The 11,935-nt window shown below is 70.8% G+C and carries 14 protein-coding genes; 5 read left to right on the top strand and 9 right to left on the bottom strand.

Translation table 11 applies throughout. The features are described 5' to 3' along the window. Positions 1-2: 2 nt before the first annotated feature. From ACX114_RS26470 to ACX114_RS26485, 4 genes are all read left to right on the top strand, one after another. Positions 3-1,445 carry a complex I subunit 1/NuoH family protein gene (locus ACX114_RS26470; protein ID WP_459288960.1) on the top strand — a complete coding sequence of 481 codons (1,443 nt, stop codon included), beginning with the start codon at positions 3-5 and terminating at the stop codon, positions 1,443-1,445. Between the two features lie 27 nt (positions 1,446-1,472). Next, positions 1,473-2,225, top strand: coding sequence for a NuoI/complex I 23 kDa subunit family protein (locus tag ACX114_RS26475; RefSeq protein WP_459288962.1), 753 nt, complete (start codon positions 1,473-1,475; stop codon positions 2,223-2,225). 172 nt (positions 2,226-2,397) lie between these two features. Further along, positions 2,398-2,757 carry a (2Fe-2S) ferredoxin domain-containing protein gene (locus tag ACX114_RS26480; RefSeq protein ID WP_459288964.1) on the top strand — a complete coding sequence of 120 codons (360 nt, stop codon included), beginning with the start codon at positions 2,398-2,400 and terminating at the stop codon, positions 2,755-2,757. A 17-nt stretch (positions 2,758-2,774) separates the two neighbouring features. Beyond that, the gene (locus ACX114_RS26485) at positions 2,775-3,842 is read left to right on the top strand and encodes an alpha/beta hydrolase family protein (protein ID WP_459288965.1); all 1,068 of its coding nucleotides are present in this window, start codon (positions 2,775-2,777) and stop codon (positions 3,840-3,842) included. A gap of 9 nt (positions 3,843-3,851) precedes the next feature. Here ACX114_RS26485 and ACX114_RS26490 read toward each other — a convergent pair whose 3' ends face one another. After that, positions 3,852-6,458, bottom strand: a complete 2,607-nt coding sequence (locus tag ACX114_RS26490; RefSeq protein ID WP_459288967.1) for a CHASE2 domain-containing protein — start codon at positions 6,456-6,458, stop codon at positions 3,852-3,854. A 99-nt stretch (positions 6,459-6,557) separates the two neighbouring features. On the opposite strand from ACX114_RS26490, the gene ACX114_RS26495 reads away from it, so the two are divergent. Further along, the gene (locus tag ACX114_RS26495) at positions 6,558-7,424 is read left to right on the top strand and encodes a hypothetical protein (protein WP_459288969.1); all 867 of its coding nucleotides are present in this window, start codon (positions 6,558-6,560) and stop codon (positions 7,422-7,424) included. A 7-nt stretch (positions 7,425-7,431) separates the two neighbouring features. On the opposite strand, the gene ACX114_RS26500 is transcribed toward ACX114_RS26495, so the two are convergent. The 8 genes from ACX114_RS26500 to ACX114_RS26535 all read right to left on the bottom strand — a co-directional run bounded on the left by ACX114_RS26500 (position 7,432) and on the right by ACX114_RS26535 (position 11,671). After that, complete coding sequence (locus ACX114_RS26500) at positions 7,432-8,337, bottom strand: hypothetical protein (RefSeq protein ID WP_459288971.1); 906 nt, start codon at positions 8,335-8,337, stop codon at positions 7,432-7,434. Positions 8,338-8,484: 147 nt separating this feature from the next. Further along, a complete protein-coding gene (locus tag ACX114_RS26505) occupies positions 8,485-8,793 on the bottom strand; it encodes a YtxH domain-containing protein (protein WP_171808288.1) in 309 nt (102 codons plus the stop codon). A gap of 55 nt (positions 8,794-8,848) precedes the next feature. Next, positions 8,849-9,226, bottom strand: coding sequence for a hypothetical protein (locus ACX114_RS26510; RefSeq protein ID WP_459288974.1), 378 nt, complete (start codon positions 9,224-9,226; stop codon positions 8,849-8,851). Between the two features lie 26 nt (positions 9,227-9,252). Further along, positions 9,253-9,447: a hypothetical protein gene (locus ACX114_RS26515; protein ID WP_459288976.1), complete on the bottom strand. Its 195-nt coding sequence runs from the start codon at positions 9,445-9,447 to the stop codon at positions 9,253-9,255. A 73-nt stretch (positions 9,448-9,520) separates the two neighbouring features. Next, the gene (locus ACX114_RS26520; protein ID WP_014398114.1) at positions 9,521-9,730 is read right to left on the bottom strand and encodes a DUF3618 domain-containing protein; all 210 of its coding nucleotides are present in this window, start codon (positions 9,728-9,730) and stop codon (positions 9,521-9,523) included. After that, a complete protein-coding gene (locus ACX114_RS26525; RefSeq protein ID WP_459288978.1) occupies positions 9,720-10,193 on the bottom strand; it encodes a phage holin family protein in 474 nt (157 codons plus the stop codon). The genes ACX114_RS26520 and ACX114_RS26525 overlap by 11 nt, the downstream gene beginning before the upstream one ends. Positions 10,194-10,362: 169 nt before the next feature. Next, positions 10,363-11,127: an endonuclease/exonuclease/phosphatase family protein gene (locus ACX114_RS26530; protein WP_459288980.1), complete on the bottom strand. Its 765-nt coding sequence runs from the start codon at positions 11,125-11,127 to the stop codon at positions 10,363-10,365. A gap of 25 nt (positions 11,128-11,152) precedes the next feature. After that, complete coding sequence (locus tag ACX114_RS26535) at positions 11,153-11,671, bottom strand: hypothetical protein (protein WP_459288982.1); 519 nt, start codon at positions 11,669-11,671, stop codon at positions 11,153-11,155. Positions 11,672-11,935 lie beyond the last annotated feature (264 nt).

Genomic DNA, 11,935 nt, shown 5'->3' on the forward strand with positions numbered 1-11,935 from the left:
CCATGAGCCGTATCCTGACCATGCTGTTCGCCATGGCCTTCATCATCTTCGCCGTCGCTGGCGGAGTGGCCTCGGCGTATCTGGTGGGCTACCTGGCGGAGGAGTACCTCTTCGAGGGTGCCAGCCGCCTGACGAACATCCTCTTCCTGATGCTCGTCTTCGTGATGATCACCGCGACGCTGCTGACGCTGGCGGAGCGCAAGTGGTCCGCGTTCATGCAGGACCGCGTGGGCCCCAACCGCGCGCGCCTGGCCATCCCCGGCCTGGGCAACCGCTCCCTGGGCGGCATCCCGCACATCATCACCGACGTGCTGAAGATGCTGACCAAGGAGGACTTCGTCCCCGGCACCGCCAACCGCTTCCTGTTCAACCTGGGCCCCATCCTCGCCTTCGCGCCGGTGTTCGCGCTGTTCGCGGTGGTGCCCGCCGGCCCGTCCGTGAACGTGTTCGGCAAGACGGTGGACATGGTCGTCGCCACGCCGGACTTCGGCATGCTGTACCTGCTCGCCATCGCGTCGCTCGCCGTCTACGGCACGTCGCTGGCCGGCTGGTCCTCCAACAACAAGTTCGCGCTGCTGGGCGGCGTGCGCGCCTCCGCGCAGATGATCTCCTACGAAGTGGCGCTGGGCCTGTCGCTCGTCGGCCTGTTCCTGGCGTTCTCCTCCGTGCAGCTGCCCGCGCTGGTGGGTGACGTGGGCAACGCGCTCGTGTCCGGCACCGGCCAGGCGAAGTACCTCTGGCGCACGGACGGCGGCTTCGACCTGGGCCTGCCGGCGTGGGGCGTCTTCATCCAGCCGCTGGGCTTCATCGGCTTCTTCGTGGCGTCCTTCGCGGAGACCAAGCGCGCCCCCTTCGACGCTCCGGAAGGCGAGTCCGAGATCATCGGCTACTTCGTGGAGTACTCCGGCATGAAGTTCGGCATGTTCATGATCTCCGAGTTCGTGGAGGTCGTGGTGCTGGCCGGCGTGACGGCGTCGCTCTTCTTCGGCGGGCATCACCTGCCCTTCGGCGGCGAGTGGCTGGCGGCGCAGCCCTTCATGCAGGAGCACGGCTGGGTGTACGGCACGCTCCTGGGCACGGTGTTCTGGATCAAGGTCATCCTGCTCATCTGGGTGCAGCTGGTGATCCGCTGGACCTTCCCGCGCTTCCGCTACGATCAGATCCAGAACCTGGGCTGGAAGATCCTCCTGCCCGTGGGCCTGGCCAACGTGTTCATCAGCGGCGCGCTGGTGCTGTGGGATCCGTCCCTCCGCGCGCTGGGCGTGGTGGACCTGCTGGAGATCGGCTTCTTTGTCGCCCTGACGATGACCACGGGGGCCAAGGCGGCGGGCGCGCACGACACGGCGCACGGCCATGGGCACGACGCGCACGGCCACGGACACGATGCGCATGGTCTGCCGGCGCACGCGGACCCCCACTCCCACTCCCCGGCGGGCGCGCACTAGCGCGGTCCGGAAGCGAGACAAGACACCATGGCGTTCAATGCTTCCCAGGACCCGCGCACGGACCTCCGCGAGCGGATGTACATCCCGGAGCTGCTGCGCGGTCTGGCCATCACGACCAAGCACTTCTTCCGCAACATGTTCGGCACGCGCGACACCAACCCCCAGGTGGTGGACCGCACGGGCACGAGCCTGATGACCACGGTGGAGTACCCGGAAGAGAAGCCCATCTACCCGGAGGGCTACCGCGGTCTGCACCGGCTGGTTCCGCGTGACGACGGCAAGCCGCGCTGCGTGGCCTGCTACATGTGCGCGACCATCTGCCCGGCGCAGTGCATCTACATCGAGGCGGGCGAGTACGAGACGGCGTCCTCCGACTCCGAGTCGGCGGTCATCGAGAAGTACCCCACCCAGTTCGTCATCGACGAGCTGCGCTGCATCGTGTGCGGCCTGTGCGTGGAGGCGTGCCCCAAGGACGCCATCCGCATGGACACGTACATGCACACGCCGTCCGAGTACAACCGGCAGAACTTCGTCTACGACATCCCGAAGCTGCTCAAGGGCCCGCCGGTGTCGCACCCGTCCGACCCGTGGAACAAGCGCGACAGCTCCTCGGAGCCGCACCACGTCCACAAGGAAGCGCACACGCGCATCGGCGAGGGACACGCGGACCACGGCCACGCCAAGCAGCTGGGCGCGGGCCACGGCCACGCCAAGGCGGGCGCAGGACACGCGGTGGTGACCCAGCAGGGTCCCATCCAGGTGACGAAGTTCATCAAGTAGTCCCGTGTTTCGCACCGCGGGGGGCGGGCCGTGCGCCGCCCTTCGCTCGCATCCCGGCCCGCTTCCTTCCCGCTGTCCTGGGAAGAGCGGGCCGAAGCCTTTTCTGGGGGCATGTGGTGATGCTGCACCTCTTCAATGCGCATGGTGCCGGCCTGGCACGGGGAGCCCCGCCGTGAAGCGCTACCGGATGTCGGTGTGCAAGGGCTCCAGCTGCCGCGCGGGCGGCTCGGACGCGGTGCACGTGGCGGCGCGCGAGGCGCTGGCGGAGAAGGGCCTGCAGTCCCGCTGCGAGCTGTACCGGGGCGGCTGCTACGGCTTCTGCCACATGGGGCCCAACGTGGTGGTGCGCGAGGACACGGGCCGCAAGCGCGACCCGCTGTCCCCCGAGGACTACCAGCTCATGGGGTGGCCTGGAGAGGTCTACTACTCCGGGATGACGGCGGAGAAGATGCGCCGCGTGGTGGCCGAGCACATCCAGGGCGATGAGCCGGTGCGCGAGCTGTTCGGCCAGCCGGACTCCGGCGACGACTGAGGTTCTGGAGGCGGGCCGTGCTTCGAGCATCCCCTTCTCCCCTGCTGCTGCCGGGCCTCGTGGGCCTGCTGGTGCTGGGGGCGTGTTCGCGGCCCGTGGCTCCCATCCCTCCGAAGGTGCTCGGCGCGCATGCGGACGCGGACAGTCCCCGCGTCGTGGGCGCGGCGCTCGTCAAGGACGGGGACTCCCGCGAGGAGCTGCTGGCGCGCCATCCCCGCGTCGAACCGGCTGCGGCGCTGAAGGCCACGCTGGCGGCCATCCTCGCGGACTCCGGGCAGCGCCTGCGCTGGAGCGCCGCGCCCGTGGAGGACCTGGCGTGTGACAACGGCGACGTGCGCTTCCGGATCCAGGTGCGGGTGCCGCCCGCGTGCACGGAGCGCACGTGCCCCGTGCTGGCCTTCTACACGACGGGCTGTCCCCGGCCGGGCTACCACTGGCGCCCGGAGTTCTTCCTCCGCGCGGGCTTCATCTACGCGGAGCCCGCGGTGCGAGGCACCCGATGCTCCGAGGACTGGGCCCGCGCGGACAACGGGCCCCTGCGCGTGGCGGCCGCGACGGACCTGGAGGCCGCCAGCCGCTGCCTGCGCCAGCGCTTCACGCGGGAGGGCGTGGTCCCCAAGGTGGGCATCCTCGGGTGGAGCTATGGAGGCAACCAGACGCTGGTGGGCATGACGCGCTTCGCGGGCAGCTACGACGCGGGCTTCGCCCTGGCCGCCAAGACGGACCTGGCCTCCTTCCTCTCCCAGACGACGCCGGAGCTGCGCGGCGCCCGGGCCGCGGAGTACGGCGATCCGGAGCGGGACGCAGCGCTGCTTCGCGCCATCTCGCCCATCACCTGGGTGGACCGCGTGGAGGCCCCCATCGCCTTGATGCTGGGCGCGAGGGATCCCAAGGTGTCGCTGTCGGACGCGGACGCCTTCGTGCGCAAGCTCCGGGCCCGGGGCCAGGACGCGTCGCTGATGATCATCCCCGAGCACGCGCACCTCACGGAGCGCCCGGAGGAGATCGCCTTCGAGCACGCGCACCTCCTCCAGTTCTTCACCACGCGCTTCGGCGTGCCCCTGAACGTCGACACGCGGCCCTGACGGGGCTGTCTAGCGCGAGTCCGTGCTGCGCCGGCCCCAGCGGATGACGCCGTCCCAGTCCGCGGGCGGCGGCGTCTGGATGAGGCGCTGGCAGCGCTCCACGTAGACGCGGGCCACCGGGTCGCCGTGCTCCACGCCGCAGCGGCGGAACAGCTCCTGGGCCACGATGAAGTCGCGCCCGTAGTAGGCCGTGAGGGCCTTCTCGTAGAGGGCGATGCCCGCCTGCTTCTCCGGGGAGAACTCGCCCCGGCGGCCCAGGAGCTCGTGCACGCGCACGGGCTGGGGACGGTCTCGCAGGAGCACCCGGTCCACCTCGCGGAAGACGTAGGCATCGCTGGCGAGCTGCGCGGTGGTCTGCCCCACCAGCACCTGGGTGCCGTACTGCTTGTTGGCCGCCTCCAGCCGTCCGGCCATGCTCACCGCGTCGCCCATGACGGTGTAGTGGGACTTGAGCTCGCTGCCCATGTCGCCCACCAGCAGGTCGCCCGTGTCGATGCCGGCGCGCACCGACAGCCGGTGGCCGAACTGCTTCTCCCAGAGGGGCTGCTTCTGCGCGAGCGCCGCGTGGAGCTTCAACGCCGCCTCGCAGGCCAGGTGCGCGTGGCGGTCCGTGCGCACGGGCGCGCCCCAGAAGGCCATCACCGAGTCGCCGATGTACTTGTCCACCTGCCCCGCCGTGGCGCGCACCACCGCGGTCATCTCCGTGAGGAAGGTGTTGAGCAGCGGCACCAGCTGCTCCGGCGGCAGCGCTTCGGACAGGCGCGTGAAGCCCTCGATGTCGCAGAGGTACACGGTCATCTGCCGGCGCTCCGGCTTCATCAGGCTCACGTCGCGCGCCACCAGCCGCGCCACGTCCGGGCTCACGTAGCGGCCCAGCGCGCTGTGCACGAACTCGCGCACGTCCTGTTCGGTGCGGAAGGCGTAGAGGGTCGTCACCAGGAACGCGAGCCCGCCGGACCACAGCGGCCCCGCGACGGCGATCCACACCTGGTCATGGACGAAGACGTAGCCCGCCGCGCCCACGTAGCCCGCCCCGGCCGCCACCGCCACGCAGACGAAGAGGAAGGCGCCGCCCACGGAGCGCAACAGCCAGCTGAACGACAGCGCCAGGAACGCGCCAATGAACGCGAGCCCCATGGTGGCGAGCATGTCCACCTTCGGCGGCGCGCGGGTGATGCCGTTCGACGCGAGGATGTTGGCGAGCGCCTGGCCCAGCACGGCGCCGTTGGCGATGCCCGGCCCGATGGGCGTCACCCGGCGCTCGGGCGCGTAGCTGCTGGTGTTGGTGAGGATGACGGCGCGGCCTTCCAGGTCGTGGTCGAAGCGGACAGGCCGCGCCTCCTGCGAGTCGAAGAGGTTGAGCAGCACGTTCCACGCGCGGATGGAGCGGGCCAGCGGGCCGCGCGCGCCGCGGGTGGCGGCCGGGGCTTCCCAGCGCAGCAGGCTGTAGCCGGCCGCGTCCATGGGCACGGAGTACTTGTCCCCGATGTAGAGGCGCCCGTCCGCGTACCGCAGCTTCTGCGTGCCCGCGAGCCGCATGGCGGCGGCCAGGGGCAGCGAGGGCAACACGTAGCGCTCGCCCCCGCGCGGGCTGTACGCGACCAGGTGGGGCACGCCGCGCACCACGCCGTCCGCGTCCGCGGGCAGCGTGGTGGCGCCGTAGCCGCTGGCCTGGCTGAGCAGCGGCGTCACCGGGTGCTGGAGCTGGCGCACCTCCAGGAGCTTCTCCGGATCCAGCCCCTGCACCTGCACGGAGGCCAGGGCGAGGAACAGGTCCGACGGGGCCACGCGGAAGGCGTCGTCCGCGGCGCGGCGCTCCTGGATGGCCGCGGTGGCGGCGCCCAGTTGCTCGCCCAGGCTTCGGCCCTCGCCCTCGTCCGCGACGCCGGCCCAGACCTCCAGGGCCTTGCCGGCGGGGATGAGGAACGCGGGGCGCTGGAGGGCAAGCACGGACTGGGCGCGGGTGCGGGCCTCGGTGACGCTGGGGTAGCTGCCCAGGCGAACCCTGTAGGGCCACAGGCGGCCGGTGGGAGGCAGCGTGCGGGTGCCCTCGGCGCCCCAGCGGAAGGCGAGCACGGAGTGGCCGGGGTCCTGGTCCAGCAGGGCGCGGAGCGCGTCGTCGTCCTGGGACAGGGCGCCCCGGCCCGAGCGCGTGGGGGTGACGCAGGCGCGGGGGCTGAGCTCCGGGTAGGCGAAGTCCAGCATCACCACGGAGGCGCCCTCCTCCACCAGGCGGTGCACCATGCCGCCCATGACCTGGCGCGGCCACGGGTACGCGGCGATGTCCGCGCGGGGGCCCTGCTGGGCTTCGGCGAGCGTGTCGTCGTCGATGGAGACGAGCACCACGCGATCGGAGCGCTCGGACACCTCTCCCAGCTGGCGGATGCGCCAGTCGTAGAAGACGCGCTCGCCGCCGTCGAGCCAACTCGAGAGCCCGTCGATGAAGCCGGAGGGCGACAGCCAGGGCGCGGGCGTGTCCTCCGGGCGTACGGGGCCCGTGACGCGCTGGGAGACGAGCAGGCCGAGCAGGCAGCCGAACAGGGCCGCCATGGCGAGCGAGAAGCCGAGCCGGTGGAGGAAGCGGCGGCCGGAGGAGTGGATGCGGAGGCGTTGCACGAGCGGCGTGCAGGATACTCCGATGGGGCCTCGCGCTCATGGGGAACACGCGCGGTATGGTTGGCCGCCGTCACCCGTGCCCCGTTCAAGAGAGTGCCCATGAAACGCCTGTTGCTGTCCGCCCTGGCCACCGTGTCCCTGCTGTCGCCGCTCGCCTGTGACCTGGAGAAGACGACCAACCAGCTCAAGGCGGACCACGTCATCGTGGGCACCCTGCTCGCGACGCCGCAGGTGGACGTGTCCGCGTCCGCCATGGCGGGTTACGACGCGGGGACCTTCGGCGGACCGGACGGCGGGGACGTGGTGAGCTTCCCCGGGCAGACGGCGGCGTTCGTGTTCTTCGGGACGAAGTCGGGGGAGAACTCGCAGCCGCAGGGGCTGAGCGGGGCCACCGTGACGCTGAACGCCGGGAGCTCGGCGGGCGTCCCGCTCAACGGCCAGGGCGGCGGCAGCTACGGCGTGACGAGCGACTCCACGGACGACCTGAAGTACGCGTCCGGCGCCACCTACTCGTTCTTCGCGGAGCAGAGCGGCACGAAGTACGAGGCGCGGGTGGAGGACGCGCCGACGAAGGAGGCCATCCCGGCCTTCCACCCGGCGGAGGGCTTCGTGCGCATCAACGCCAACACGGCGTTCGCGTTCGACCGGCCGGCGCCTCCGGCGAACCAGGACCGCACGCTGGGCTTCGTGACGGTGGTGCCGCTGGGTTCGAACGGGGAGAAGGGCCAGGCCACCTACTCGAACGTGCCCACGTCGCCGGTGGAGTTCCTCCAGCTGGCGGCGACCCCGGCGCTGTTCCGGGAGGCGCGCGTGACGATCCCCGCCACCGCGTTCCCGAACCCGAAGCAGACCTACATGGTCATCTTCCAGGCCGTGCGCATGGGCGGCCCGGAGTCCGACAACCTCTTCCTGGGCAGCGTCGTCCTCGCGGGCACCGCGGAAGTGGGCATCATGCGGACGAACTGACCGCGCCCTACCCGGCCTCGATGTCCAGGCCGATGCGCTCCTCCAGCTTGAGGCGCAGGAGGTGGCCCGCGAAGCGTTCCGACTCTTCGCGGGTGAGGATGCTGCGGAAGTCCGGACCGTCCGCGATCTCCACCTCCATCACGGCGCCACGCTGGAGCAGGCGGAAGAAGTCCTCCCCTCCCCCGGGCCTGGGCACGCGCAGGGGGATGAAGCCCTTGAGCGGCACGACGTCCGTGCTCGCGTCGAGGACGCGCAGCAGGCCCGGCGCGTCCGGGCGCACGGCGTCGGAGGCGACGGACTCCTCCGCGTAGAGCGGCGCGGGAGGAAGCGACAGGTCCTCGGTGGAGTCGTCGAAGAGGAAGCCGTAGCGGGACGGCATCCGCTGCGTGAGCAGGTAGCAGAGCAGGACGGCTTCATCCGGCTGCACGCGCGCGACGTGGAGGATGGAGCGCTCCGCCCCCACGCGGCGCAGGAGCAGCGTGAGGTGCGGCCGGCTGCGCTGGAGGTAGCGCTGGACGCGGTCCAGCAGCGTGGCGCGGACCTCCGTGAACGCGGCCTGGTAGCGGGCTTCGCTCTCCGCTTCGCGCTGGGAGACGGCATCGCGCGCCTTGGCGAGCCTGGCTTCCGCGTCGCGCAGGAAGTCGCTGGCGGCGCCCTGTGGCTGAAGTCCCGGAGTCGATGAACCCGCGTCCATGCCCGCGGCACGCACCGCGCCCAGCAGGAATGAACCCTGCTGCGTGAGCCGGGCCTGCTCCTCGCGGAACTGGATGAGGGAGGCCGCGTGCCCGCGCTTCAGCTCCTCCCAGGCTTCGTACGCGGACTCCAGCGTCTCCAGCGCGCGCAATTGTCCCAGCGCACCGTCGGGCCCGGAGGCCCACGGCGTGTCTGTGTTTCGCGCGGGGAGCGCCGGCATTTCATCCACGGGCGTGTCATGTCTCGGTGGCGGTTTCGCCCCGGGCGGCTTCGTACCCATCGCCTCGCATCCTAGCCGGAAACACGAAGGCCCCTCCCCGCGTTCAGCGGGAAGAGGCCTGTGTGCAAGTCATGCGACTCCCTGGAATCAGGTCGTCCGCTGGCCCGGCGGCACCGTGGAGCCAGCGCCCTGCTGGGTCTCCGTACCGCGCGCGTTGTTGATGGCCGTGGCGAGCTTGTCCTGGCCGCCCTGGATGCGCTGGCGCAGGTCACCCCGCAGCTGCTGACCCGGCTTGTCCGCGAGCAGCAGGCCGACGCCCACGCCCACCAGCACGCCCGCCGCGAAGATGCCCAGCGCCGGCAGCGCCGTCTCCGCCGTCGTGCGGCGCGTCTCCAGGCCGATGAGGTCCAGCACGTCGTCGCGGTCCAGCTTCTTCAAGTCCTTCAGGCTCAGCATGTCCGACTCCGGGGAAATGACTTCGGGGAAAGACGTGGGATGCTTCGAATGAATCCTAGACGCTGCCCGAGGGCGGCGTGCCCCGGCCCGTCTGATAGCCCTGGAAGGCGGACTCCGCCATGCCCAAGAGCTCATCCTTCACGAAGGGCAGCGCGGCCAGCCGCACGCCCAGCTTGAGGATGCGCCCGGTCAGCGGCGTGAAGAGGCCGCCGCCCAGCACGTAGCCCACGCCCACGGCGATGGCCAACGTGCCATAGGGGTTGCGCTCCACGCGCCCCTTCAGGTCCAGCGCCTGTCCCAGGTCCGCCACCGCGCTGCGCGCGTTGCCGATGAATTGCTGCGCGTCGGAGCCCAGCTGATCCACGCGCTGGCCGAAGCCCGCGTCCTCGCCGTGCGCCGTGCCGTTGCCCGTCGTGCCCGAGTAGTTCGTCATGTCCGTGCTCCCTTTCAGGCAACCGGTTAGCGGGACGCGATGCGGCCCACGATGAAGCCCACCGCGATGGCGCCCAGCAGGCAGGTGCCCGGGTTGGCCTTGATGAACCCGACGACCTGGTGGTTCAGGTCCACCAGGTTCTGCCGCGCCTCGTCCATGTTCGGCAGCTGGTCCTGAATTTGCCGCGCCCGGTCTGCCATCTGCTGCGGATTGATTTCCATGGAAGCCCTCTGCTGTGCGTTCGTTTTCCGATTGCGTCTTGAAGCTTCTGCATCCAGGCCCGCTGGCGCAGCCTCAGCGCCGCGAGCCCACCAGGTAACCGACGAGGAAGGCGGTCCCCACGCAGGCGTAGGGATGCTTGCGCACCCACTGGCGCCAGTCGGTGACCTCCGCCACCTCCACCTTGAGCGCGCTCACCGACGTGGCCAGGTCGGCCCGGGTGCGCTCGATTTCCTCGCGAAGCGCCGCGCTCGTGCGCGGCAGGTGTCCATTGCTAGCGGCCATCCCGCGGCTCCTTGAAAGCCCTTCCCGTCGTGTCCTTCAGCGTGTTCACCCCGGGCGCCGCGGCCACCCGCGGCTGCGCCGTGGTGAGCGTCGCCAGGCTGCGCGACAGCTCGCTCACGCTGTCATCCATCATCTGGCGCGACTTCATCCGCTTCACCGCGCGAAGGATGCCCAGGCCGCCGCCCACCAGGTTCACCGCGCCCACGATGGCCAGCGCCCCCGCCCACCCCGTCCACGGAGCAAGCACGGCCGCCAGCGCCCCGCAGACGAAGGCGTAACCCACCAGGAGGAAGGGCACGAACACGGCGATGCTCGCCACGTCCAGGCCCATGGCCTTCGCGTCCTCCGCCAGCTCCACGCGCGCCAGCTGGAGGTGCTGCGTCACCAACCGACTGAAGCCGTCCGCCATGCGCCCGACGAGCGCGGCGACGCCGCGATCCGTCTGTTCACTGCCCACGTGCATGCGCTCTCCGGCCGACGCTCACGTCCCTGTGCGCGTGGGCGCCAACCTAGGCACCCCACCTCCCCGCGACAACCACGGCGCGGGGAATTTGTCCGGCGTTCGCCAGCGTCGGCCACTCAACGCGAGAAACCACCGGACCCGCGTGGGAGCCTACCGCAAGCCCACACCCCTAGCCGATCAGCTGCACCGGCGGTGCGACAGGCGGCTGCACGGCGATGGGCGCCTCGAAGCGCATCACCAGCGGCAGATGGTCCGACGCCACCCGGCTCAGCGCCGAGCGGTGCGGCGTCACCGACACCGGCCGCACCCCCGAGTCCACGTAGATGCGGTCCAGGCGGAACAGGGGCAGCCGCGTGGGGTACGTGCGCGCGGCGGCGCCCAGTTCGAACGCGGCGTCGTGGATGGCCTCGCGCACGAGCGATGACACCGGCCCGTTGCCCCAGGAGTTGAAGTCCCCGCACACCACCATGGGGTCCTTGCGGGCCGCGTCGCGGAGCAGGTCGGCGGACAAGAGGAGCGCCTCCTGCCGCCGCCGCTCGCTCACGGACAGGCCCAGGTGGAGGCAGAAGACGTGCAGTTGCTGCCCCCCTCCCAGGTCCAGGTCGCACCGCAGCGCGCCCCGGGGCTCACGGCGCGGCACGCTCAGGTCGTAGTTCTTCGACTTGAGCACCGGCAGCCGGCTGAGGATGGCGTTGCCGTAGCGGCGGCCGTTGCGGACCACGTTGGGTCCGAAGGCCATGTGCAGCCCGAGCATCTCCGCGAGATGCTCGGGCTGGTCCTCCCGGGGCGTCTTGCCCCGGAAGTCCCCCACCTCCTGCAGGGCGATGATGTCCGCGTTCACCTCTCGGAGCACCGAGCCCACGCGCTCCAGGTCGAAAGCTCCGTCCACGCCGATGCCGGAGTGGATGTTGTAGGAGACCAGGGTCAGCTCCACGCGTCGTCCACCCTCCCCTTCTTGTTCAGGCCGGGATGATGCGGCGGGCCGCCAGGCGCACCGCCTCCAGGGGCAGCATCGCCAGCCGCTGCATGGCCGACGCCACGTCGCCCACGCCGGACTGGATGGCCTTGAGCTGCCGGCGCGCCTCGTCGATGAGGTCGGGCAGACGGCCCTGCTGCTGCATCGGCCGCTCCTGGGTGGGCGGCAGCGCGCCGATGGGCGCCGTGCTCCCGATGACGGGGGACGCGGCGGCCTTGCGCTGCTTCTTCGCGGCGCCGCTCACGCGCGACACCGGCCCGTGGGAGAACTTGGCGTCCGCCTCCGGACGGGCCAGCTCCTCCAGCTGAAGCTCCATCTTGCGCGCGGTGAGGATCTCCTCCGTCTGCGCGTGGCTCTTGCCGTAGTGGACGCCCTCGTGTTCGTCCACCGACACCCGCGACGACTGGGCGAGGTGCGCCTTGTCGCGCTGACGCAGGCTGCGCTTCTGCGGCGGCAGGGTCTTGGGAACCTGGAAGTGGTCGAAGCTGTAGGAGCGAGGCATGCGCGCTCTCCCTTTCGAAATTGATGTGCTGCGTTGATGTGGGAAAGCTAGGGAGCCCCTCGCCGTCCGTAACGCCTTGACACGGGGAGAACTGGCACGGCTGCCTGCCGCACGTCCGGCCAGGAACACCCGTTCGCCTCCGGGGGCACTCAAGTACCGGCAATGGCACATGTTTGGAGCCTGCCTCCAGGACGGGCGGCCAGACGTCCAACAGGAGGCATCCAGCCAGGCCCTTCCGGGCAGAGAAGCAGCCAGCCAACACGC

Source organism: Corallococcus sp. M7 (assembly GCF_054512695.1).